Annotated in this window: 19 protein-coding genes and 2 pseudogenes; 5 read left to right on the top strand and 16 right to left on the bottom strand. The window is 43.8% G+C overall.

The genetic code is table 11. From position 1 onward, the window contains the following. Positions 1 to 624: 624 nt before the first annotated feature. The 13 genes and pseudogenes from BC351_RS31255 to BC351_RS31310 all read right to left on the bottom strand — a co-directional run bounded on the left by BC351_RS31255 (position 625) and on the right by BC351_RS31310 (position 17,500). Positions 625 to 1,908: a DUF1963 domain-containing protein gene (locus BC351_RS31255; RefSeq protein ID WP_079418432.1), complete on the bottom strand. Its 1,284-nt coding sequence runs from the start codon at positions 1,906 to 1,908 to the stop codon at positions 625 to 627. 148 nt (positions 1,909 to 2,056) lie between these two features. Further along, positions 2,057 to 3,028: an alpha/beta fold hydrolase gene (locus BC351_RS31260; protein ID WP_425270952.1), complete on the bottom strand. Its 972-nt coding sequence runs from the start codon at positions 3,026 to 3,028 to the stop codon at positions 2,057 to 2,059. Positions 3,029 to 3,207: 179 nt separating this feature from the next. Beyond that, complete coding sequence (locus BC351_RS31265) at positions 3,208 to 4,575, bottom strand: sensor histidine kinase (protein WP_079418436.1); 1,368 nt, start codon at positions 4,573 to 4,575, stop codon at positions 3,208 to 3,210. Then, on the bottom strand, positions 4,572 to 5,246 hold the full coding sequence (locus BC351_RS31270; protein ID WP_079418438.1) for a response regulator transcription factor: 675 nt from the start codon (positions 5,244 to 5,246) through the stop codon (positions 4,572 to 4,574). The genes BC351_RS31265 and BC351_RS31270 overlap by 4 nt, the downstream gene beginning before the upstream one ends. A gap of 325 nt (positions 5,247 to 5,571) precedes the next feature. After that, positions 5,572 to 6,978: an alpha-L-fucosidase gene (locus BC351_RS31275; RefSeq protein WP_079418464.1), complete on the bottom strand. Its 1,407-nt coding sequence runs from the start codon at positions 6,976 to 6,978 to the stop codon at positions 5,572 to 5,574. A gap of 233 nt (positions 6,979 to 7,211) precedes the next feature. After that, positions 7,212 to 7,361 carry a hypothetical protein gene (locus BC351_RS42505; RefSeq protein ID WP_158082292.1) on the bottom strand — a complete coding sequence of 50 codons (150 nt, stop codon included), beginning with the start codon at positions 7,359 to 7,361 and terminating at the stop codon, positions 7,212 to 7,214. 78 nt (positions 7,362 to 7,439) lie between these two features. After that, positions 7,440 to 7,763, bottom strand: coding sequence for an L-rhamnose mutarotase (locus BC351_RS31280; RefSeq protein ID WP_079418440.1), 324 nt, complete (start codon positions 7,761 to 7,763; stop codon positions 7,440 to 7,442). A 113-nt stretch (positions 7,764 to 7,876) separates the two neighbouring features. Then, complete coding sequence (locus BC351_RS31285) at positions 7,877 to 8,065, bottom strand: hypothetical protein (RefSeq protein WP_244209237.1); 189 nt, start codon at positions 8,063 to 8,065, stop codon at positions 7,877 to 7,879. Positions 8,066 to 8,111: 46 nt separating this feature from the next. Then, on the bottom strand, positions 8,112 to 8,237 hold the full coding sequence (locus tag BC351_RS31290; RefSeq protein WP_244209238.1) for an SDR family oxidoreductase: 126 nt from the start codon (positions 8,235 to 8,237) through the stop codon (positions 8,112 to 8,114). 2 nt (positions 8,238 to 8,239) lie between these two features. Beyond that, positions 8,240 to 9,439, bottom strand: a complete 1,200-nt coding sequence (locus BC351_RS44465; protein WP_425270953.1) for an S-layer homology domain-containing protein — start codon at positions 9,437 to 9,439, stop codon at positions 8,240 to 8,242. A gap of 372 nt (positions 9,440 to 9,811) precedes the next feature. Further along, positions 9,812 to 13,928, bottom strand: a pseudogene (locus BC351_RS44470) (glycoside hydrolase domain-containing protein); the annotation flags it as partial. A 282-nt stretch (positions 13,929 to 14,210) separates the two neighbouring features. After that, positions 14,211 to 15,926 (bottom strand): cache domain-containing sensor histidine kinase, encoded by a 1,716-nt coding sequence (locus BC351_RS31305; RefSeq protein WP_079418449.1) that lies wholly within the window; start codon positions 15,924 to 15,926, stop codon positions 14,211 to 14,213. Further along, a complete protein-coding gene (locus tag BC351_RS31310) occupies positions 15,923 to 17,500 on the bottom strand; it encodes a response regulator transcription factor (RefSeq protein WP_079418451.1) in 1,578 nt (525 codons plus the stop codon). The genes BC351_RS31305 and BC351_RS31310 overlap by 4 nt, the downstream gene beginning before the upstream one ends. 240 nt (positions 17,501 to 17,740) lie before the next feature. Here BC351_RS31310 and BC351_RS31315 point away from each other — a divergent pair, with 240 nt between their 5' ends. The 3 genes from BC351_RS31315 (at position 17,741) to BC351_RS31325 (ending at position 20,837) form a co-directional block, all read left to right on the top strand. Next, positions 17,741 to 19,048, top strand: coding sequence for an ABC transporter substrate-binding protein (locus BC351_RS31315; RefSeq protein WP_079418453.1), 1,308 nt, complete (start codon positions 17,741 to 17,743; stop codon positions 19,046 to 19,048). Positions 19,049 to 19,116: 68 nt separating this feature from the next. Further along, the gene (locus BC351_RS31320; RefSeq protein WP_079418455.1) at positions 19,117 to 20,004 is read left to right on the top strand and encodes a carbohydrate ABC transporter permease; all 888 of its coding nucleotides are present in this window, start codon (positions 19,117 to 19,119) and stop codon (positions 20,002 to 20,004) included. 2 nt (positions 20,005 to 20,006) lie between these two features. Continuing rightward, positions 20,007 to 20,837, top strand: coding sequence for a carbohydrate ABC transporter permease (locus tag BC351_RS31325; RefSeq protein ID WP_079418457.1), 831 nt, complete (start codon positions 20,007 to 20,009; stop codon positions 20,835 to 20,837). A gap of 419 nt (positions 20,838 to 21,256) precedes the next feature. On the opposite strand, the gene BC351_RS31330 is transcribed toward BC351_RS31325, so the two are convergent. Then, positions 21,257 to 21,931 (bottom strand): collagen-like protein, encoded by a 675-nt coding sequence (locus BC351_RS31330; RefSeq protein ID WP_079418459.1) that lies wholly within the window; start codon positions 21,929 to 21,931, stop codon positions 21,257 to 21,259. Between the two features lie 205 nt (positions 21,932 to 22,136). On the opposite strand from BC351_RS31330, the gene BC351_RS31335 reads away from it, so the two are divergent. Both BC351_RS31335 and BC351_RS43625 read left to right on the top strand, forming a co-directional pair. After that, positions 22,137 to 23,180 (top strand): YheC/YheD family endospore coat-associated protein, encoded by a 1,044-nt coding sequence (locus BC351_RS31335; protein WP_244209239.1) that lies wholly within the window; start codon positions 22,137 to 22,139, stop codon positions 23,178 to 23,180. Positions 23,181 to 23,541: 361 nt separating this feature from the next. Continuing rightward, positions 23,542 to 23,622 (top strand): annotated as a pseudogene (locus tag BC351_RS43625) (IS6 family transposase); the annotation flags it as partial. Between the two features lie 105 nt (positions 23,623 to 23,727). Here the strand turns inward: BC351_RS43625 and BC351_RS42510 are convergent. After that, positions 23,728 to 23,949, bottom strand: coding sequence for a hypothetical protein (locus tag BC351_RS42510; RefSeq protein ID WP_158082294.1), 222 nt, complete (start codon positions 23,947 to 23,949; stop codon positions 23,728 to 23,730). Between the two features lie 387 nt (positions 23,950 to 24,336). After that, a complete protein-coding gene (locus tag BC351_RS31355) occupies positions 24,337 to 25,665 on the bottom strand; it encodes an IS91 family transposase (RefSeq protein WP_167388014.1) in 1,329 nt (442 codons plus the stop codon). Positions 25,666 to 25,694 lie beyond the last annotated feature (29 nt).

Here is a 25,694-nt window from a genome sequence, read left to right on the forward strand (position 1 = left end):
ACGAGTTTATCACTGGAAGCCTGTTAATATAGGCAGAATATAGTTCAATTTTGCTGGGCAAGCTGATAAAAAATGGAGGGGGAAATTATTAACTACAGTGACTTTCAATTGTATGCAATTCGGTGGAAAGACTTTTTAACCCCTAAGGATAAGCCTCTGGATCAACTTGTTAAGATGGATCACGAAAGGATCTACACATCCGCATTATTTTTTTCGCTTACAAGCCAGGAATTGTTTCAAGTAGTGATTGATTTGTCCAAACGGGATAAAGCTGTTAAAAATAAACTTGTTGACCTTTACCATGCTCTAACTTCGAAGGATTTACCCGAGAACGTGAGCCCATTAGCCCAAAATATAAAAAACTTATTTTTTCTTCCGATTGTTATGGATTTATTAAAGAATCTTTCCCCATCCAAAACCAGTAAATACATGGAGAAATATATAAGTAATCTAGTTTTTGAGTACAAGTTGGAACATAAAGATGATAACTAGGATGCAGGAGTGTTAACAGATTTAAAGCAGGTGCCGCGGCTACCTGCTCTTAATGTTGTATTCAACTATACTTCGCCGTTAGCTTAAGCTTTCTTGACTAATGATCTGGTGATATACCTCTATTAAATAACTTCACGACTGCTGATAATTTACGGCAGCAATCAAACAAGCCTCACATAGAAATGCGTAGTATATCCCCTCACTGGCAGCCAGTTGTTCCATGTCCAATTGTCCGATAAACATCATTGTATCTGAGCAGCAGGGGCATGTAGGATATTCCGCATCCTGAATCCAGGCCGGGTGACCGCCGATCTGTGAGATGGGTGCCTCAAGCGTCCATTCGGCCCCTTCGTAGGTTCCCATCAGTCTTTCCGATAGTTGCAGCGCACGCAATGTGAATTCTTCATCCGACTCCTTGTCTGGCAAGAAATCAGGAACGGTATTATATTCACTCCACGAATAACCACCATCCAGCTCCACTTTCATAAACACGGTGCCATAACAGTTACAGTGCATGCAGGCCGCAATCCTTAACTGCTGGCCGGAAAGCTTCATAAACTCAACTAAAGGATCCTGCAAATTATAATCAAACAAAACCATCAGTTTACCACCACACCAAGGACACACTTGGTCATGCGTCTTAAGGGCCATTACCGCCGACTGAGCCGGCTCCGCTCTCCCTATTCCTTCCCCGCATATAATAAATTGATAGCTCTCGGGGTGGAAAAGCAGCCGCTTCCGACCGTCGCGATCCAATTCCCAACCTGCTTCAAGAGTATAGTTCTCCGGTGGCACATTTAACTCAGATGCCCATCGAGGCGGATTTTGCCTCCATTTCGCAAACAGCCGAATGACCTCTTCATCGCCAATCCAGGCCAATGCAAGCAAAAGATGATTGCGGTTAGCCGAATCGTTATCTACCCGATGAATCAGCTCATCACGGATAGCCGGCCCCGCATCCTTGTAGAGGATGCCGGGATAATACTTTCCATTCTGGAGGAAGGCTTCTAATCCCTGCCCGAATCGGGCATTTGTAAAACATACAAGTGACAGTAGAATGGTTTCGGCCTGGTCTAGATCTTCTCGATCAATCAACGTGATCGCGTAGATCTCCATTCGCTCAAGTTCAGCTTCAGTCAGTTGATGATACAGCTCCTGTGCGCTTTTATGATATGGTAGATCATTCTCAAGCGGGTTGTATTTCCTCGGTGCATGCATGATTTTAAGAATCTCGACCGGATCCATTATACCTGCATACCGATCAACATCTTTCCGATTTTGTAAAATATATGCCTTCTTCTCCAACGCGAGTTTCTTCTGATGGCATGGCATACAGATCCCACCCGTCTTTAAAGCAGTTGTTGGAAGAATGGTTGCCGCGCAGCCGGGGGTCTTACAAGGCAGGCGCTCGCTCATCGTATCCCTCCTATTGTGAATAAAGTTCCTTCAATATCGAGTCTACATACTATTTCGGTCTCTGATTCGCACTATCCTGCCCGTTAAGTGAGTAAAAGGCTGCCGACTTTGCCGGCAGCCTCGTTCTGGTGGTTATTAGGCCGTACACTTACTTTGCTTCGCTCATAAATAATCTAACGTTTTCAGCGATTTCTTTGAATTTGGTATGGTGTAAATAATGTGATCCATCCAGGGTGATTACTTTTCCATGTACCGAGTCTTTGATCTGCCCTTCATGCAAAGGTATCCATCCTGCTACCCCTTCATTATTCGCTTGTACAAAGAGAAGAAGTAGAAGGTCTTTAGGGAATGTTAAATCGTGAGCCCCTTTAAAATTAGAAGAAATATGGCCCATCTCATTCAAGGCAGTGTCATTATTCATGTTTTTATACGAAATCATTTTCATTTGCTCTACGGTTTTATCGTCAAATGCTAATGAAGCATAAGGGTCAGCACCTAGTTTCATCATCATTCTTAAGAGACCCGATTTTTTGAGAAATTCTAACTTTTTGATTGGTAATTTGACATCCATACCTGGTTGTGTTGGAACACTGCTGTCGATTCCGACAAATGCAGTCACCTCGTTTGGATATTTGCTCACATAATCAATTCCGTAAATGCCTGCAATGGAGTGGCCCATGAGCATGTATCGGTTAATATTAAGTTGCTGCAGCGCTTCATGAACTTCACCTACGATATTTTCCGTAGTTCGTTCTTTTTCAGTTCCATCACTTAATCCATAACCGAAAGGCTCAACTGCTACAACTTTGTAGATTGGAGATAATTGATCGATAAGCAGCTTAAAATCAAGCGCTGGCGTAGCCGTTCCAAAACCAGGCAGGAGCACGATCGTTTCCTCGCCTTCGCCTTGAATTAACACATTCATATTTTTCCCGTCTACAGATACGTGCTGACCGTAGGGCTCTATTTTTCCTTGCTCCGATTTCGTGGCGAACACATTCACGATAAATACAATAGCTAGAAACAGCACGATGGCTATGGCTATAGCTCCTAAGGTTTTGAGTAAAATGCGCAGCGGCTTACGCATTCTATTTTTCATTACCTCTTCTTTTGGTTTCATGTTCATCTTCTCCTGTCCCTCATCTCTTTATTGGGCTGCCTTGAATAAAGGAGCCGTTAAGAGAAGCTTATACGATGAAGATGTACTCCCTATGACGATAATATGAACGGAATATGAACTGGCAAAAAAAATAGGCTTCACACGTAAGGAAGCTTGCGCATGAAGCCGTAGCAATCAATTTAATCTGTTGGCGTAGTGATTGGCAAGGTGACAATGAAGGTCGTTCCTTGACCAGGTTCACTTTCCACTCGGATGTCACCTTGATGCAGCGATACGATTTGTTTAACAATGGCAAGGCCCATACCGCTCCCCTCATATTTGCGACTGTGGGAACGATCGGCCTTGAAAAAACGCTCGAATATACGTTTCTGATCTTCGATGGGAATCCCGATGCCCGAGTCGGAAATTCGGACGGTCACGTTTTTGATATCTTGGAGGATACTGACGTTAATCACGCCGCCATCCTTGGAAAATTTGATGCTATTGGCGAGGATGTTCGTCCATACCTGATTTAACTGGTCATGATCAGCCGTTACTTTAACGGTCTGTAAATCAAGCTCAAAATGAATGTTGCGGGCAGACCATTGCGGCTGGAGCGCCACGATGACCCGTCGGATCTGTTCATCAAGGCTGAGTGTGGCTAGACGGAGTTGCTGTGACTGCGATTCAAGCAAACTCAGCTTGAGCAGGCTATCACTCATTTTGGACATCCGCTTCGCTTCCGCAATGATAATATCCAGATAACGGCTTCGTTCGTGATCTGCGAGGTTTACTTGCTTAAGTGCTTGAGCATAACCGGATATCGAGGTGAGCGGTGATTGTACTTCGTGCGACACGTTCGATACGAAGTCCCTGCGCATCTGCTCAAGTTGCTGCAGATCGTGCATCATTTCTTCGAAGCTGCGAGCCAACGTACCCAGCTCACTCGTTTGCTTGATATTCAGCTTGACGTTGAAATCTCCAGCTGCAATACGCTTGGTCGCTTTTGTCAGCTTTTTGATTGGTCTGACCAGGAATACAGAGGCAACGAGAATCAATAAGCTTCCTGCAATCAACGAACAGATTGCAAAGATCAATCCCCACTTGGCGACAAAAGAGGCAGAAGGAGGGGCGAGCGTTTCCAAGAACATCGCTTTCGTTCCCATTTCCGTTTTCAACGGCAACCCTAAGAGGACTGTAGCAATACCGTTCGGCGTTTCTTGAACAACGCCTCCATCAATGACTTTCTTTAGCTGCTCCATCGTCACCATAACAGGTTTGTGTCCGTTAAGTTTACCGTAAGATTGGAACTGACCCGTTGCCTCGTAAATGCGAATATAATAGGAATCGAGCTGCTTCATTTCACTTACGAACGCGTCCGCTTCGCGTAACGGAAGCGTCTTGTAAATCCGGACGACGTCTTGACCAAAGTTACGTGAGTTAATTTGCGCGTTCACGTTCAATTTTTCTTCGAATATCCAAGTTGACACATAAAAAGCAATGACCGTGCCCGCGATGACGGAGACTAGAAATGTCAGGACAACTCGAATATATAAGGATTTAATCATTCGTAAACCTCAAGCCGGTACCCAAGCCCACGCACCGTTTCAATCCGAAAATCGGCTGTAGTTGCGAACCGTTCACGCAGGCGTTTAATATGTACATCCACGGTTCGATCATCCCCCGCGTAGTCAATACCCCAAATTTGATCGATCAACTGCTCGCGCGTATAGACTTGTCCGGGTGTACCAGCCAGCTTATACAGTAACTCGAACTCCTTGAGCGGCAGCGTGATCGACTCCGTCCCTCTCATCACCTTATACTTCTGTCGATCAAGCGTGACGTTGCCGAACTGAATCATCTGCGTGGAGCCAATCTTGTATCGTTTCAGCAATGCCCGAACACGAACCGTAAGCTCCAACGGGTCGAATGGCTTCGTCAAGTAATCATCCGTCCCAAGATCGAACCCTTTCACTTTCTCCCATGTCTCGCCTCTCGCAGTCAGCATAAGTAACGGAAGATCAGGATTCGCTCTCCGGAGTTCCTTACATAACGTCCAACCATCCATGATCGGCATCATAATATCGAGCACGACAAGATCGACATGCGTTGAGGCGTAGACGGCCAGCGCTTCTTTGCCGTCCGCGGCTTCGGCTGTTGCGAATCCGTCATTGCGTAGAAATAAACAGACGAGTTCGCGAATGTTCGCATCGTCGTCAGCAACTAGTATCGTAGGCATCTATTCCCTCTTTTCGCTGTATTCCATCCCATATTGAAGTAATCATTATACTATAGATGGATTTGATTTACCCCTATTCTTCCTATCATCACCTTCACATTGGCACTTACCTTTTTGTAAGTACCTGTACTAAAAGTGCATACTTATTGCACTCAAGCACTATCACTAAACTGCCAGTTAACGTAATGAAGCTGCCAATTGTGCCGGCAGCTTCGTTTATTAATGTTTATTCAACTATCGTTCCTCGTTAGCGTATTGGCTCCTCGCGAATCTTTCCCTATTTGATCGTCCCGTTTTTCAGCTTAAAGCAAAGGAATTTTATCGCTCACTTTGCCTCCTCGCCCTTCTGCATGCGGAAAACATGGGCGATCGGAGCCTGCCCGTTCAATTCGCAATCCGGAAGCGTGATTGAGATTCCTTCCGGCGTACGCTCAACCTGCAGCAACGCGTCGCTTCCGACAAGCTCGATGCCGGAAACGGGCTCCTGATAAGGAATAAGAACGACCTTGGGGACGGCTTCATCTGCGCTTTCATACAAGTACGTACAGTACACGGTATCTCCTTTCGAGGTGAATGCGCAGGAACCGACAAAATACGGCCCGCACACGCGTGTGCCGTATACCGCTTCACCGTAAACCTTCATCCATGCGCCCAATTCATTGATGCTCTTGACCGCCCCGGCCGGCAATCGTCCGTCGGGCTGAGGACCTACGTTCAGCGCCAAATTGCCGCCTTTTGATACGACTTCCAACAGAATGCGAACGAGCTCCCTCCCCGATTTATACTGGTCATCGTATTTGAAGGCCCACTGTGTGCCGATCGTAATGCAGCTTTCCCACGGCACGTTCAGCGGACGCTGCGGAATCGTTTGCTCCGGCGTCACATAATTTTCGTAAGGCCCTCCGACTGTACGGTCCGCGGACAGCAGCCACGGCTGCCTTTGACGGGCGCGCTCGACGACCTCGCCCAACCGAATGTCCTGCTTAACCTGGTCACTATCTTTTACCCAGCCCGCATCCAGCCACAAAATATCGATCCGACCATAACGGGTCATCAGCTCCATGATTTGCTCATGGGTGAAGTCGACGAATTGCTCCCACAGCCACGGATATTCCTCAGGGGAGTACGAAGGCCCTCTCCACGTATCGCGGCCCCGCTCCATTCCTGGCGCCCAGTAATACGGCGATTTCCAATCCGCCTTCGAGAAATAAGCGGCGATCGCAAGCCCCTTGCTGCGGAAAGCGTCAAACACATGCTTGCAAACGTCGGCATAGCGGTGTGCATGAAACGGCGTTTCGGAGCCGGTAATCCGGTAATTCGTCGTATGCGTGTCCCACATGCAAAATCCGTCGTGATGCTTTGTCGTAAAAATCAAATATTTAAACCCGCCTTCGGCAGCGATTTCCGCCCATAGCTCCGGCTGGAAGCGGAATGGATTGAACGTGCGGTTCAGGCCGAAATATTCACGCTTCATCTCTTCGTAGTCGTTCGTCCAGTCGACATCTTTACGCGCCCAATCACCGTCTTCGTCGCTGAGAATCCAGGACTCGACCTCGATCTGCGAATAAGGTCCCCAATGCATCATTAGGGCCAATTTCTGATCCTTGAACCATTCCAATCTTTTCAGCGTAATAGGATTTTCCGGCTTCACCCAATTCGTCTCGTTGCTGTAACCGTGGACGCCTTCTTTCACTTCCTGTGCTTCGGCTTGCTGAAGTTCCTTGATTTCCATATCATTCATCGGGTTGCCTCCTTCGGTTCTCCGCGTCACATCGAAGTGAAATTATTACGATCGTCGCAGACTTTCCTCAAATTCTTTTAACTCAATCACTCTATGTTCCTCTCGCGATTTCTCTGCAGCAAATGCCATCAAGTGACTTTGAACTGAAGTCCAAGCTGTCGTAAGTCCTTTGGCTGAGCTGCCCTCTCAAACCAGACGAAATCCTTCATGAGGCCTATGTCTCCTCATCCATGACCGGCAAGCCCATCAACGTCATCCGTGGAGAGAAATACGACTCCCACCGGGATGCCGAGCGCGAGTTCCGTTCGAATCAATCTGAGTATATTGCGGTTCTTGCCTTCCACACGGAGCTGCTTCTCGCTTTTCCAATCCATCTCACAGCCAAGCTACGTGTGGACTTATGCCGGTTTTTTAGGTGCGAAAGTTGAGTTAGTTAAGTTTGAAGAAACGCCCTAATCCATATGAAATACTTCCTCCATGGTCGCCCACCATTCTCCTTCCGAAGCGGAATCAACTGGTTCCTGACACGGATCTGTTAGTTTCCACCACGCTTGCGTGTTGGGGTCAGCAGCCATGTTAGCCATATCTTTCTCGAAGTCTTGTCCCGTGTACTCCAAGTAACTAAAAAGATACCCATCTCGGTAGTATATAGAGTAATTTTGGATGTTACATTCTTTTAACCGATTTAATACTTCAGGCCATACTGCCGCGTGTAAAGCTTTGTATTCGGCTAACCTATCCATTTTCACCTTAATGCTCCATCCGTATCTTTTCATTGTCATCCCTCTTGACGCAAATTAAAAAAGCGACAAACTTATTTTTCTATTTCAACTTACATAGTTGAAATTGCTACCAGTTGGTTTGCCCATCTTCTTTTCTATACTATCAATTATCGGATACGATACTTATCAAAATACTGCGGAATCACCTCTGTTGAAGCACCCAGCATTTCTGGGAGGACATAGAATCCATTATTCACCGTTGCGGGTTCAACGACTATATCGCGAATCCAAGGAATGTATTCTAACATAATCGCATTTTGCGTCACACCAACAAGATGTTGGTGAATTTGCCCCATATATCTTTAACCCTATCTACTGTCAACTATAAAAATTGAACTGTTTTCAATATCCTAATGACGCCCCGCCATCAACCGGAAGTGCGACTCCCGTAATAAAAATGGACGAATAGCTCGCCAGGTACAAGACTGCTCTTGCAACCTCTTCCGTTGTTGAATTGGGGGTTAACACGATTACTGTAAAACTCTATTGAGCAAGGCTGCTGCTTCTGCACGGGAAGTGATACCGCTCGGAACGAATTTGTTTGCATCGCGTCCATTAATCAGATGAAGTGCCGCCGCCGCTCTTACTGAATCAAGCGCCCAGGCTGCCACAGCTGGTTCGTCAGTAAAGGAAGAAGCCGTATTTTCGTTTAACTTGACGTCTTTCAAGATAACATACGCCCGCATCATCATGGTGACCATTTCTTCACGTTTGATTCTCGCTTCGGGATCGAAAGTCGTTGTGCTTGTTCCATTAATAATGCCTGCTTTTACCGCTATGGAAACAGCTTCCTCGTACCAAGCACCCTTCGACACATCCGAAAATTTCGATTCGCCCGCTGATTTCAGGTTCAACGCTTTGACAAGCATTGCTGTAAATTCGGCCCGTGTTATGGAACGCTCTGGCTCGAACATTGACGCACTAGTGCCGACAATAAAGTTCTTCGCCGCTAACTGTTCGATCGCATCGGCCGCCCAGTGAGTGGACTTAACATCGGTAAATAATTTCTTGAATTCGAGCACCGCATATTTGCTAAAATGGTTAATCTTAGCGACCCATTCTCCGTTGACAAACGTGCCTCGTACATATTCCAGCGTACCATTGTCTGCCAAATAGTAAATGCCAGTCAGTTTCGGATTTAAGGAAGGATCCACTTTGAATCGAATCGTCATCGGTTTATCGAAGCTGCTCAAGCTTGTCACTTTACCATCTTTCCCGACAATCGATAAGCTAAAATTGATCACATTGCCGGAAAACTTAATTTGTGCATGTGTGGAAGATTGCCTTATCGCTTGAAGGTTGTTGGCATCTGATTCGGATAAGGGAGTCATGTTCAACTCTATCGTACTGTTTTGTTTATCTTCTGCGGACAATTTATCTGTCAACTGTTTAAGCAATTCAGCGGGTACTTCCAACGTGAACGGACCCGTTTGAATTACTAATTGATTATGTCCGAGCAGTTCGGCTGTATTAGCAGGAAGTACAATTTTCTCTTTATCTTTGGCTATGATCGTCACAACTCCGTTGGAAGCTGGTATGGTAAGGTCTTCCGTTTTCACTACAAGTGTATGAGCATCGGTATTTCCATTGGCTGTATCACTGCCACTACCAGTAGAAGGGTTACTGCCCCCGCCACCTGTGACCTTTTGCTTAAACGTAACATTGATCATATGGTCCGCAGTTATGTTGGCAACTGTATAAACGTTGGCGGTCACCGTCACGGCGGTACCGTCTAACCTCACCTTGTCGATTTCGTATCCATTGTTCGGATTGAATGTAAAGGTTTGATCAGCACCATCATTGACTACAACGACACCGTTCGGGCTGATCGTTCCGTTTTCCCCTGCGCCCGTTGTGATCGTATGTGTATGACCTGTGACCTTTTGCTTAAACGTAACATTGATCGTATGGTCCGCAGTTATGTTGGCAACAGTATAAACGTTGGCAGTCACCGTCACGGCGGTACCGTCTAACCTCACCTTGTCGATTTCGTATCCATTGTTCGGATTGAATGTAAAGGTTTGATCAGCACCATCATTGANGATCAGCACCATCATTGACTACAACGGCGCCGTTCGGGCTGATCGTTCCGTTTTCCCCTGCGCCCGTTGTGATCGTATGTGTATGACCTGTGACCTTTTGCTTAAACGTAACATTGATCGTATGGTCCGCAGTTATGTTGGCAACAGTATAAACGTTGGCAGTCACCGTCACGGCGGTACCGTCTAACCTCACCTTGTCGATTTCATATCCATTGTTCGGATTGAATGTAAAGGTTTGATCAGCACCATCATTGACTACAACAGCGCCGTTCGGGCTGATCGTTCCGTTTTCCCCTGCGCTCGTTGTGATCGTATGTGTATGAATAGCGCCAATCTCTCCGTTTTCCGGAAGGTTATAGAGCTCAAGCTCATACAAAGCGTACATGTCCCACGTCGAATAGTTCGCATCATTGATCTGTATTCTCAGTTTCAAAGCATCCTTTATCGTAGGAATATTGGCAAAGGTGTACTCCATTACATTGTCATCTATGCTGCTTTTCCATTGGAGCGGTACCCCCTTCGCTATAGTTTCAAAGTTTACTCCGTCTGTAGAAGCCTGGACATCAATATTGGAAATACCCTGGATTAATCCAGATGTTGTGGCCATGACGATTGTGTTAAAGGTTTGCTTTTGTTCCCAAGTAAGATTAATTTGATGTGGAAACGGATGACTGGTGTTGTAGCCTCGTAAACTCGCGAACATAGAACCATAACTGCCGTCAACCATTTTCCTGGCACTGTAGTCTTCGCCTTCGCGTGCTGCTGTTGCTGTAATATCTGAATAGCTTCTGGCAATATTGATGCCTGGCTCATTCACATTGCCTTTCAGAATGTTCAACGTATAGAGCATTGTAGTCTTCCCGTCGCTTGCGGTGGACTTGATATGAACCTCACTTTTACCGATTGGAATGTCAATCGTCTGTGCTGTGTTATTGGCGACAGTCTTTCCGTTGATCTGCAAGGTACCCGCTTCGTCCGAAAGCGTTGGCGTAATAGCTATGGTGTTTAATTCATTAGGAATCATAACTGGATAGGTCGTCGTGATGTTATTAAACGTAAAAGAAGGAACATTAGGAATTGTTAAATTTCTCAGCGTTCCGTCTGCTATAGGGTTAATCTCTCCGTTGTCTGGAAGGTTATAAAGCTCAAGCTCATATAAAGCGTAAATGCCCCAATAAGTATAGTTAGCGTCATTGACCAGTATCCTCAGCTTCTGCGCATCGTTAACTGTAGGGATATTGGCATACGTGTATTCCATTATGTTGTCGTCTGTGCTGCTGTTCCATTGAATCGGTACCCTCTTCGCAATTGTTTTCCAACTCGTTCCATCTGAAGTAGCCTGAACATCAATATCCGAAATACCCTGTAATAACCCAGATGGCGTGGCCATGACAATCGTATTAAAAGTTTGCTTTTGTTCCCAAGTAAGATTGATCTCATGTGGGAACGGATGGGTGGCAGTATAGCCGCTTTTACTGGCAAACATGGTACCATAACTACCGTCAACCATTTTCGAAGCACCATAGTAAATGCCCGCCTCGCCTTCCCTTGCAGCTGTTGCTGTAATATCTGAATAGCCTCTGGCAATATTGGTGCCTGGCTCATTCACATTGCCTTTCAGAATGTTTAACGTATAAAGACTCGTGGTTTCCCCATCGCTTGCGGTAGATCGAATATGAATCTTACTTTTACCTATAGGGATGTTGAATGTAAGCCTCTTACCGCTGCCGATACTCTGTCCGTTGACGTCCAGGGTTCCATTTGCATCCGAAAGCGTTGGCGTAATGGAGATCACGTTAACATCTTTGGGAATGATAACTTGGTAATTAATAATGCTTTTGTTAAAATGAAACGAAGGCGCGTTAGTCAGCTCCAAACTTTGCAGCGTTCCGTCATAGATCTTCTGTCCTTCATACATGCTTACTCGAAAGCCGTCAACGTACAGGTTTTTGTTCTCAAGGTTCACTACCTTGATCGTATGCTTGCCTGCTGACAGATTATGATTGCTGTATACCGATATCGAATCGAGTTGAACCTTCTCATATAGATCTATAATCACCGGATCGGAATTGTCGACGTATACGGCAACTTTACCGGAGCCTTCATTTTTCTCCGCAATAAGATCGATTCCGGACCCTTTAAATGTATAAGTCAAATTGTCTTCCGCGTTCAATGTGGCTTGAACACCGCCCATATAAGCGTATTTCCGACTTTTTGCAAACCATCCACCGTTGTAGGTGATCTCGCTGCTCGCGTTATCCGTCATGTATGTCATGGGTACATCCTGCCCATCGTAGGGACTACTCGGCATGGGAATTGCACCCACAGGTTCTCTGGCAGCCGCTTTAACCAGATAATTATGAAGCATTCTGATATATTCAGGGTCAAGGGTATATTTCCTCGGATCAGACGGGCTAACAGCGCTGTCAGCTATACGTTTGGCAAGCTCGGGATTAGTTAGCTTCAGTTGGTACATCAGTTCGTAATCCTCAAGTCCGTCCCTTTGGGCCTCGTAGCGCAGCGAGCTCTTAACCGTCATATGATCCTTATCCGGATATACGATCGTGGAATCGCCATAATGAGGGACGTACCATACGTTCCATCCCCAATGCAAGTGCCCTTGAACACCGTCTTGACTCAGATTCCAGAATAACAGTCTGCCGGTCAATATGGGCTGCGTCCAGAATCTGTTCAACCACGGAGCCGGATTGGCATCGCAAGTATACACCCACAAGTCTTTGCCTGCCGCTTGCTCTGCTTTATATAAATTCTTCTTGTCCTGAAAAACCGGCGTTAACGGGACCCAAACATCCACATAGGGTTTGATGGCTTCGTTCATTAGCGTACCGGCCGCATCAGCGTCCAATGTTTTGAAATCCGGAACGATGTTTTTTAATTGTCTAGCGATATACGTCATATAGCTTGTCATGCTAGCACCGTTAGGTTCGTCCTTCGTATGCTGATACCAAGTGATGCCATTATCGTTAAGCCAACCTTTATCCTTTAGATGATCGTGCAATGCTGTCAAGTAGTTGGTGAGATAGGCGTCCGTTACAGGTAGCGAATCGGGGGCGGGTATTGCCGTATTCCACGGATCTGCGGGATTATCTTTGTTTGGCCTTTCACTTTGTGGCATTTGTTCTAATGCATGGATCAAGTGAATGTTCGCAAAATGAGTAATCCCTCTATTCATAAAGGTTTGAACATATCGATCGAACAAAGACCAGTCGATATGTTCCGGGATCCCGTCCTTAAAAGACACCATCTTGGTACCCTTTGCGTTTAATAATAAGTCTGTACGAACCCAAATCATGTTCTGGCGATAGTCGCTCATGGTTTTGGCGAAATTATCCATAAGCTCAAACCATTTGTCGCTATACGTCTCCACTCCGTAATAGTTCTGACCAACGTCATAACTAGACTGAGTTAAAGGATCATCAGCAATCTCAGGTGGAGAACCTCCAATCATAAAACCATTCGTCATTGCCCACTGATAATTAACGAAATTTGCTTTGGAGGTTTGAGGGATTTCAACGTTAGCTACTTCAACGTTAATAGGTACTTGATAATTGCCCGAAGTCGATTTCACTGTAACCATACCGTGATAGAGCCCAGGAGCAGCATCAGCAGGGACATAATTCGTTATTAAGATGGGCTGAGTTGAATTTGCCGCCACATGTATAGATGGATCGTTGGAAAGCGGATCAGGTATTTCCGATAAGGGGTAGATTTGCGTGCCTACCAAATCCGGTCGATATTGATTGGGCTGCACGGTATCCTCAAGCACGTATTCTTCAAAATGATAGCTTAAGTTGCTGTTTGAGATCGTTTTTCCAGAAGATGCAAGATCGGAAAATTCAATTCCAGTAATCTCAAAATCACTATTGCTTCTTACCGCAATTTGCTTGCTTTCATATTCGTTTTTGGCTGAAACAAGATCAATGCTGATTCCAGGATTTGCGGGGATCGTGCTGGTCCTATATACGGCTTTCATTGCATTTACCACCCACACGTCCAGCTGGCCGCTATCAGCATAGATACGAGGAGCATTGTTCTGAAGAAAGAAGCTTGCTAGAATCATAAAACAGATCATTTTACACATTGTTCGTTTGAACATAGATCAACAATCCTCTCGTTCTTTATTTAATGTCAGACACAATCCTTTAAAGCGCTTTCAATGGTGGTTGGCGATGCCATCTGTTCATATTTACATTGTATTATCATTTGAACCCCTGCAAAATAATAGTATTTTTTGAAATCTAACAGATTTCGATTGGAAACAAAAAACGAACATGGCTTTACCGCCGCAACCCGGACATGACAGCAATATAGTTATTATCTAGAAATCCAATTTTCACAGAAAAGGGCCATGCTCTTATGAGCATTGGCCCTTATGTGATCATGAGTCTTCTTCTCTAATGTGACGATACTGCGGTATGCGTACGATAACTGAAGTGCCAATCCCAGGTTGACTCTGAATAAAGATCCCGTATTTGGATCCAAATAAGAGTTGCAATCTCTCTTGCACATTTTTAATGCCATAACCAGCGCTTTCATATTCAAGCATACGATCAATCATATACGGTTCCATACCGACCCCATTATCCTCCACGACAAAAATAATATCTTCACCGTCAAGACTTGCCCGTAGGATTAGTTTACCTCGCTCCCCGCGCTTCTGATCGATACCATGCATAATCGCATTCTCAACAATCGGCTGCAAGATCAAATGGATCATTTCAAATTGAAATACCTTGTCATCTGCATCGAATTCGATGTCAAAGCTTGTATTGTGCATAGCTAATTGAATAAGTATGTACGCTTGGACGTTTGTCCATTCATCTTCAATCGAAATAATCTGCTTTCCTTTATTCAAAGTCGTTCTGTAATATCTGGAAAGTTGATTCACCAAATCACTGATTTCTTGGGCATCTATACGCAGCGCTTTTGAATTAATTAAAGATAAAGAATTGTATAGAAAATGGGGATTAATCTGAGCTTGCAGCGCTTTGAGCTCGGCCGCCTTTTGCGTGATTTTTGTTTGATATACCTCCGAAATAAGTTGATTAATTTGTTTAAGCATAGAACCGAATCGATCGGTAAGCTGCCCGATTTCATCTTTGGAATTCGTTGATACAACAACAGTAAGATCCCCGTCTTCCACCATCTTCATTTTGGTGTTTAATTTCTCGATTCCTTTTAACATCGTTTCTGAGAACAAGTAGATAATGATACTGAGGAAAACCATGCAGATCAGTACAATGATGCCCGTTGCGCTTAAAATATTGCCAATACTCGTTTTGTACTGATTATCGGGGACCAAATAATGCAGTATCCAATCGGTTTGAGGTATATCTTTGTTTACAACTATATAGGATTCGCCACTTATTACTGCTTTTGACGTACCCTTCCTTGAAAGTGATTGAAGTTGAACATCTTCCATCTGCCCAACATGCTCTGTTAAAATGGGCCGATTCTCTCTATCGGTAATGATGATGCCCTTCCCTTCATTCACCTTGCCAATGAAATCACCGAAAATTTTATTGTAATCAAACCTGACATACAGTTCACCGCTCACGGTCCGAAACTCGATATTGTAAATTACTCGTGTGGCAAACAATTCTCCATCTTCGAACCACCACTTGGTTGTATCACTACCTTTTGTTTCTAGAAACCAATCCTTATTCTTAACTGCTGAAGAAGGAGTAACGAAGTTTCCTAATTCAGATTGCAGACTCTCAGAATACAACATAATCTCATTCATATCTCCAACCATATACATCAAGTTGAAAAAAATAGGTTCGATTTTATCATTCAGCGCCTTAAATTGGATGTACAAATCCTGATTCGGGTTACTCATCAACTCAATGACCGCTGGATGGAAAACAATCGATTTCATTGATACTTCCTGCCTCTGAAGTCGGTAACTGATCTCTTGTGTGACTTTCTTCGCCTCGTTATCTGCGCTTTGTAAAAACTGGCTTTCCAATGAAGACTTGGAATTTTGGTAGGCATACAAGCCCAGTACAATGGTTGGCAGGAAGATGACTGTCACATAAGAAAGCAATAATTTCTGGCGTAGGCGGAGATTACGGATAAATCTGAACGCAGTCACCTCCTTCCACCACCACCCTCCCGATATTGAACAGGAGTCAAGCCGTTATATTGCTTAAACATTAAATTAAAATAGGACGTGTTCGCGAATCCAACTGTACTGGCAATATCAACAACTTTAATCGTTGAATCACGCAGCAGTTCTTTCGCTCGCTCCATTCGAACGGCTGTAATATATTTGACTAGGCTTTGGCCAGTACTTTTTTTAAACAGAAAACTTAAATAACTTGGCGATAAAAAGACGCGCTTTGCTAAATAGTCGACCCCAATATCACTTCCGTATTCGATCTGGATAAGCGTCTGTACATCTTCAATCACTTTGCGGCATTGATCATCTGTCGCCGTTTTTTCGATTCGCAGCAAATGCTCCTGAAAAACGGATAATATGACTTGCCTCAACTCAGCAACCGAATTGCAAAGTGCGATTCGCTCCAAGCCATCCTTTAGTAAATTGACGTATTTTTTGCCTTGAAACTCTACTATTTTTTTCAATATTTCTGTAAATATGAGTTTGGCATACATAGAACTAAATCGCTTACTACTGCGCATACTCGCAATGAGGAATTCTATTCGATACTCAAGTGTGCGATAATCATTTTGTGCAATGGAAGTATAAATATCCTTCAGCATAAGCTCTAACGATTCATCATCTACATGGACCTGAAGGCTTTGATCATCTTTGGAGCAAACGACACTGCTATCCATAAAAAACCGAAAATTCATTAACTCTTCCATTTGGTTGAATTCGTCATGAAGCCCTTCTAGCTTATCGATCGGACAACCAACAATAATGAAACTTCGCCGATCGAAGCGAGTCTCCAGCCATTCTTTAATCCAATCCCCATAAGCCATAAGCTCTTGCTGGTTATCGCTGATCGTTGAAGCTGGATCAACAGCAACTAGCATAATGCTTTGATACTCATTCATATTTAAATAAATCATTTCATGTTGACAAGTCGACTGAAGGAATTCGAATACTTCTGTATGATGCAGGTCAAAAAAATGATGTAGCATTCCGATCATAATCATATATAACCGCTTATTTGACAGATGACTTAGACCAGCAAAAGCTACCCGTTCCTCGTAATGGACGTCACTCTCGCGGCCTTGAAGGAGATCAAACAGGAGCTTTTCTTTCTCATACGCCACTCCTTTATGAAAGCCTTTGATTAACAACTCATCTTTCTCCCTTTGAAGGTGTTCGTCCTCTAGTTGAGCGATTATGGTATGGAACACTTTGAGGAATTCCTTCACATCGATCGGCTTTAACATATAATTAACCGTTCCAAGCTGAATCGCTTTTTGCGCATATTCAAATTCCCCATAAGCACTGTAAATAAGTACCTTAAGATCCGGAAGTACTCCTTTTGCCTGCTTAATTAACTCTAAACCGTCCATGAATGGCATGCGAATATCCGTAAATAACAGATCTACATGATGACCCCTTATATAGGCCAACGCTACTTCCCCATCATTGGCTTGAGCAACAGAAAATGGTAGATCATGCTTATGAATAAGCCATTCAATGGCATCGATTTCTGCTTGTTGATCATCGACTACTAGTATATGATACATAATTCTCCTCCTATCCGTTCATACGATGGCTATTTATTCACTTCAAGAAGATACCACTATAATCCAAAGCATAGCACACTAGGTATTCCAATTCATACCACTTTGCATGAATCACATGATCTCTTGCCAATTTCCAGATGAATTCTGTTAGGTTTCGAAAAAATCTGTTATTTCGATAGAAATGATATTTATACTACACTATACTATGAAACAGACTAGCGACACTTGGGAGGTCTTTGTATGAAGAAAACATGGTTAGTCTCCACCACTGCTATACTCGCTTTATCAATCCTATTTACAGGCTGCAGTACAAACAACAGCACAAAGGAAAATGTAACACCAAAAGATACAACGCAAACGAAAGAAACCAAGAATCCAGAACCGGTAAAGAAAGTAAAAGTCAGATTATCGTATTGGAACAAAGAAGACAGTGTAAAGACACTTCTGCAATTATTTAAAGATAAACTTCCCGATGTCAATGTGGAGTATCAATTCATCGATAACAAGACTTACGCAGATGTTATCAAAACACAACTTGCAGCAGGCGAAGGTCCTGACATTATCGGTGGAATCATAGACGCTAATACCGTAAAGGCAGGTTATTTCGAAAATTTAACAGAACGCTACGCTAGCAAATATTATGAAACCGGCACATCCACCGTAACATTTGATAATAAACTGTACGGGTTGCCGCAAGCTAGTTGGTTTAACGGGGTTTACTATAACGTTGATTTATTCGCCAAATATAACCTGAAAATACCAAAGACGCTTGATGAGTACTTCCAAGTCGCGGACGTGCTGAAGAAGAATGGCATCAAACCTCAAGCGATCGGTCTAAAGAATGCTAACGTAGCGGGCCAGTCCTTCCTCGGTTTGGCATTAAATGATTATATCGGCACAACAGAAGGAAAAAAATGGAATGAAAATTTCGGCAAGGGAACGGCGAAAATGGTCGATGCACTGGAGCCTGCTTTGACGACATGGACCGAATACTTGAAACACGGTGTCTTTACCAAAGATATGCTTGGACTTGAAGAAGAACAAGCCATTGACGAATTTACAAGCGGCAAGGCAGCTATGTTTCAGGCAGGACCTTGGTACATGGAAACCTTTAAGCAAAAAGCGCCTAACATGAAGATTGATATGTTTCCGAACCTAGGTACAAAAGGCGGTCTGGGTTGGATGGTCGGCGGGCCAGGGGTATCGTTTGGTTTGAATGCAAAGTCCAAAGTCAAAGATGCGGCGTACAAAGTGCTTGACCTGTTATCCACTCCAGAAGGTCAGAATGCTTACTGGGCCGATAATAAAGGTGGTTCATCTTTCTTGAAAGGCGTTACATTTGAAATGCCAGTAGAGTACAACGGCGCTCAAGAAGCTTTCAAAGCGGGCAATGTCATGTACCCTGTTAATAATTGGGGCGTTGCTGGTGCTGCTTTCGCAGATTTAGGAAAAGGTATTCAAGAAATAGTAGCCGGTACCAAAACACCTCATCAAGTGCTAGAAGCGGTAGACAAGAAAGCAACTGAATTGCTGGAGAAATCTAAATAGGCCGTATAAATTACAAGGGGCAAATCGCTTTGCCTCTTGTATATCCTATAAGGTAAAGGTTGTTGCACATGAACAAACTAAACATTTTCAAACGAGAGATCAATTATGTTCTGCTTCTGCTTCCTGCCTTACTTATTTATTGTACCTTTTTCATAATTCCGACGTTAAAGACCGCTTTATATAGCTTTACAAACTGGTCGGACGTGAATCCGGTTGTTGTCAAATTTGTTGGTCTAGACAATTATATAGCTCTATTCAAAGATTCACTCTATTTGACAGGTATTAGAAACACTTTAATCTATGCGGTACTCGCGATGTTTGGACAGAATGTACTAGCTATTCCATTAGCGGTGTTTCTCAATAAAAAATTAAAAACAAAAAATCTGCTGCGGGCTGCGTTTTTCCTTCCAGCGGTATTCAGCGTATTGGTTATCGGTTTTCTCTGGAATTTTATGTACTCACCCTCCGACTTTGGCTTGATTAATCAACTTGTAGTCGCTCTTGGCTTTGAACGCATCAATTTTCTTGGAGATCCTCATCTTGCACTCTACTCGGTCATCATCGCCTCCGTATGGCAGTGGGTTGGTTACACAATGGTTATATATTTGGCCAACTTGCAGAGCATCCCAACAGATTATTACGAAGCGGCGAAGATTGACAGAGCGAGTGGGCTGCAAATGTTCCGCTATATCACACTTCCTCTCCTGCTTCCGGCGATCACTTTCAATACGGTTATGGGGATGATAAACGGCATGAAAGTATTTGATATTGTCTATGCCTTGACTGGCGGTGGCCCGGGGTATGCTACGGAAACGATCGTATCACTCATGCTCAAGAAAGGGCTCAGTGAAGGTTTCTATAGCTACGGAGCCGCATTCGGTATCGTCTTCGTTATCCTCGTTGGCATCATCACCTTTATTCACATTTCACTAATCAAGATGTGGGAGCGGCGGTAATCATGAATCGATATACAAAAGAAACTGCCGTGACGGAAATTCTCATGCTCGTCTTAGCTGCGATTTTTATGATCCCTATTTACTATTTGATCATCACGACTTTTAAGACCCCAGCTGATGCGGTCTCTCATCCGCTGGGCCTTCCAGTTAACATCACGTTCGTCAATTACATTCGCGCCTTTAAGGCAATGAACTACATTCATGTGTTGGGAAACAACCTTATCATTACGATTTCCTCCGTTGCGGGTATTGTTATGTTTTCTGCGATGGCTGCTTACAGTTTGGTACGACGCACGAATCACTTCAATCGGATCGTGTTCCTTTTATTCATGGTTGGGATGATGGTACCGTACCAAATGGGGATCTTAGCACTTTATAAACAGGTAGCCCAGTTGGGGCTTATGAATACCTTCACGGGCATTGTTTTAATAGAAATTTGTTACAGCCTTCCGTTCTCTATCTTTTTAATTAAAAGCTTTATCAGCTCTACCGTTCCATTTGAATTGGAAGAAGCGGCAAAAGTAGATGGCTGTGGGATTTGGAGAACATTCTGGCAGATTGTGTTTCCGCTGCTTACGCCGGTAATTGCCACTGTAGCGATTTTGAATACACTAGGTGTGTGGAATGATTTCATGACGCCATTGTTGTTCTTGCAATCCCGTTCAAAGGGTGTGTTGCTCTTAGAAGTATTCCGCAATATTGGACAATTCTCGACCGACTGGACGAATTTTTTCCCGATGATGCTCATGGCGGTTGCACCACTCATTCTGTTCTACATTTTCATGCAAAAATATATCATTAACGGCATCACATCCGGATCGCTAAAGGGATAGGAGCTTAAAGGGTTGTGGTGCAAGCCTCAATTCCCTTTAACGTTTGATCCGCTGTAAGAAACGATTTGAAACCGAGATTTGGTTTTGTGATTTTTTTTATGAACCGGTGATCTTGCTCCACAATCATGAATTAGAGCTTTGCACCACAACCCATTATTTTGTAGTATCCATTACCTAAGAAACAAATTGCCACTGTTATTACTTGAAAGTGGAAATGATAAAAGCACCCTGATCGGGTGCTCCTTTATGTTTCTGACGAGGATTTCTTTGTGGTTACAATCACAAAAGCTGGTGTTTTGTGTACCTGTCTGCCCCTCACTTGTACTTGTATGGACGGACTTGTTCATCAGAAGTATTATTGTCAAGCGGTAGCCGTTTAATTGCCGGCCGCTGGCTACGATCACTTCATCCCGTTATAACTAAGTGCTTAAAACAGCAGCGGTAAGTCCGGCAAAGTTTATAGTGATTGTTTGCCCCCCGGATAAAGCATTGCCTGTAGCTTGTAGAGTGTAGGTATGAGTTCCAGTCAGTGGTGCTTCATCACAAGTGGTAAGAGCAGTCGTTATAGGGCTGTTTGCTGATACTGGAGTATCATTCGCAGTTCCGATTACAGTAGCATCATCACGAACGATTCTTAATGTAAATGTTGGATTTGCAGAACTCGGTGTCCATGTTGCGTAGGCGGTCAACCAAACTACGTTAGTAGTTGCAGCCACAGTTGCTGCTACAGTTAACACGGTGGCGGTTGGTGTGGTTGCGGTCAAAGTAATGGTTGGGGTGCCAGAAAACTTTTCACAATTAAATCCAGTTAAAAGCCCTGGGGCACCCGCTGGTCCCTGGGCTCCTGTGGCTCCTGCTGGACCCGCTGGTCCTTGGGCTCCTGTGGCTCCTGCTGGTCCCGCTGGTCCTTGGGCTCCTGTGGCTCCTGCTGGTCCCGCTGGTCCTTGGGCTCCTGTGGCTCCTGCTGGACCCGCTGGTCCTTGAGCTCCTGTGGCACCTGCTGGTCCCGCTGGTCCTTGGGCTCCTGTGGCTCCTGCTGGTCCCGCTGGTCCTTGGGCTCCTGGAGGGCCTGGAGGGCCTGGTAATCTACCCATATGCGCTCACACTCCTTTAAGGTTACGTTCTAAATTTAAATTATTCATAACCGCCTTCAATTGTTACAATTGTACTCTAATGACAAATGTACTCTATGGAAACACAACAAATTTTTATTATTGAATTACATTGTTGTCCATGCATTTTCCTTCTCGTGACATAACATACTTACATGTCCCTTAGTAATAAGTAAGGAGGAAAATAGTGAAAACGAAATTTAGTTCTATCGGAATTATGGTTAATAAAGGTAATGAAAGGAAGTATGTTCTTAAAAAGTATCTTGATTGCAATATGAAGAGTATTAAGATGTTCTGTTTTACCCCCTCTGATGTCGATTGGGAACGGAAGAGCATTATCGGATATCACCGTGTTAATCGAAGATGGATAATGAGTAGATTTCCCTTTCCCCAAGTTGTTTACAACCGTTGTTACACTTTGAATCCCAGTTTTATTGAACGGTTAGAGAAAGTAATTGGCATTAATAAGTGCTTCAATCACATAAACCAATTTAACAAATATGAAACTTATCAAAAATTAAACGAATGGTTTGTACATCATTTGCCGGAAACTGTCCCCTTTGATAAGGAGAACGCTGCCCGTCTACTAAAAATTCATAAAGTTTTATACTTAAAACCTTTTTACGGACATAGCGGGATAGGCGTATATCGTGTGGAGTTGAAGAATTCAGGGGAAATTCAATTTGGCCACAACCATTTTTTACCAGAGTATCTTGTAGGAGACATTCTGCAATTTCAAGTGAGAATTCAGGAACTTCTTGGATCCACTCCCTACATTATTCAAAAGGGAATCAATACCCCGAAAATAAATGATAAAAACTTCGATATCCGAGTGCTTGTGCAAAAAAATATGAAGGGCTTATGGTCTGTAACGAATGTCGTCAGTCGTATAGCTCATAGGGGTTACTTTAATACAAGCATCTGTGAAAAAGTTTGTTTATCAGAAGAAGTACTCAACTTTTTCTATCCTCCCGGTATGGTTAATGCTATTTTTCAATCAATTTATGACCTCAGTTTAAGAAGCGCAGAAATTATGGAATTACATGCTGGTTACCATCTTGGTGAGCTTAGCGTTGACTTTGCGTTGGACAACGTTGGTCATATTTGGATAATTGAAGTAAATGGCAAGCCGCAAAAAGATCTATATGATAAAATCCGAGAACAAAAAAATGTCTATAAGCGTCCACTACAATATGCTCACTTTTTAAGTAGACATGAATCTATTCGATGACCCAGTATATGGATTGTGGATTGGCTGGGATATTCCTTTTCTACTGATGCGCAGTCAGCAATAGGCGATTAATGATAAAACCGAACTTCCTAGATATTTCAAGAAATCCGGAGAAAACTGGAGAACGGCTCTTTCGCTTTCGATGCGATCAGAGCCTTTGTTTTGTCTTTGTTCCACGGAAGCAAAATCGGCTGCCACGGCGTAATTTGCGTGAATATGAGGCTTGAAAATGCGAGAAGTATTCAGCGGGCAGTTATGAGTTATGTACCTAATCTGGTTGTGGTGCAAAGCTTTAATTCATGATAACGTAATTGATAATGAAGTCATGGGATGGAGCAAAGTACTTTAGAAACGAAATTGGATTTTTTTAAAATGGAAGCAATATGAATCAGCAATCATTTTACTAACCGTGAGATGGTATCTAAAATATAGTTTAAGCTATTCGGGAAGAATTCGAGGCGCCTAGGAAAGAATATAAGCTTAAATCGGCTAAAGCTCTAGCGGGCGGCGGGTTATCCCTTCTGATACCTGGTTCAAAGCATGCCACTTATTCCGATCTTCCGTTATTCTCTCCAATGCTTTGGAAGGGCGGCGCGGACTCGCGGCGTGACCACCGGATCGTGAACGAGTTCAGCGTTGCCTTCTTCGACCGGTACTTGAAGGGGAAGGACGATTCCGCCATTAATGCTTTGGCAGCCAAATATCCGGAAGTGGGCTTTAAAGTGAACAAGTGTGAGACATGAGTCAGAAGTGCGCTATTTAATCGCATTAAAGAATCTTCTCCATCATAAGAAAAACCGTCAGGGAAAACATCCTGACGGTCCTTTTACGTGTAAACCCATACTTTTGTTCATGGGGAGGGATGGATGTGGGGTTCCAACCGCTGTTGAAATCGTGTTTTTTGAATTTATTACGCGGTATAAACACGATTTCAAAGGCGGCACGTAAACTTTCCACCCTCACACCCATCCCTCTTCTATTCTACTTTGAGCTGCCTTCCACTTCTTTGTTCTCTAACCGGTCTGAGACCCGGTATTCGTATCCATATATCCCTTTGTAATACTCTGGATACATAGCTCCTCCACAGCTTTCACATGTAAATTGTGGCGGTACTGCCCGGTCCCCTCGATCCATTCGATCAAAATCTTGCACGACATTAAGCGGTATGCTTTCCACTTCCGAACAAGTCAAACATATATACTTCACTGTCTGTTTCGACAGCACGTAGTTGCTTAGGGACAACTGGGGTTTCTTCTTTTTGCTTTTTGTTTTTTTGCTTCCCGGTGAGATCTCGAATCATCCTTTCTAAACAGCCTCGCGCTCTCTCGCAGACTGCATATTTAATCGTTAGTTTGCCTTCTTCTAGACAGACTTCCCCCTTGTATTCATAGTAACATTCGCACTTTGGACACACCAGCGGGTCTTTACCCGTTATTCTTTGTATTCGTTCTCTCCAATTTCTGCGCTTCAGACGTCTTTGAGCGCGTACGATCCACTTCCTTGCTTCTTTTTGCCAACTTGTCACCAGCATTTTACTTACCTTTTTCAGCCTGCGCGAATAGACCCCATAATACCGGATTGTTTTAAAGTTTTCATCCGGAATATGCCGTATGACCCTTGCAATAAATTCTTCGACCGTTACTTTTTCCGTCTTCTCTTCCCCACTTTTTTTATCGTGGTAGCTGAACACGACGTATTCCCCGTCATAGGACTGGATTCGCTTTAACGCAATAGCTGGTCGCTTTATGTAGCGTCCTATGTAGCCTAGCTGGTTCTTTACGTTCCCTTTTTGTTTCGGCGCATGCACATAAAAACCTTCCCCATTGGCCGAGTAGGCTTGCTGCAGTCTGGACTGTACTTGTTTCTTCTCTTCTTCGTTCAAGCTTCTTCGAATGAGCTTTAACACCACAGTTTGCCACTGTTTTCTAAGCATTTCGAACGGCACGTAATCATACGTTTTCCATTCTCCATTTGATTTCATTCCACCCATCGTCACCAGCATATGGACATGTGGATTAAAGTTCAGACGTGAGCCAAAGGTATGTATTCCCGCAATGATGCCAGGTGTAATCTTATGTTTCTTTTCAAAATGTTCTTTTATGATTCGCACGGCCTCGTCCATGAATTCTTTCAACATTTTCCGATGCTGCAAAAAGACGCGCCATAACCCTTCATCAATGGTAAATACCACATGTCGATGATTGACTTGGAAGACATCTTCCATCAACACGCGGCTCCATTCTTCCGTTTCGCCACAGGAGCATGTTGTGCAAAAACGGCCTTTACAGCGGTACGGCACTCTCCTTATGTCATGGCATCCTTCACAGACTAAAATTTTGAATCCATTTCTAGGATCACCACAGCCACGGAACTTTTGTACCTCTTTGATGACATTTGGCCTCATATGTTCTTTATGCTTTTCTACAAAGGCATCCCAATGCCGATGTTCATCAAAAAATATTCGCTTCATTACGTTCGGGTCCATACCTCTATTTTACCAAAAATTTTAAATAA

It is taken from the genome of Paenibacillus ferrarius, from assembly GCF_002027705.1.
GTDB classification, from domain to species: domain Bacteria; phylum Bacillota; class Bacilli; order Paenibacillales; family NBRC-103111; genus Paenibacillus_E; species Paenibacillus_E ferrarius.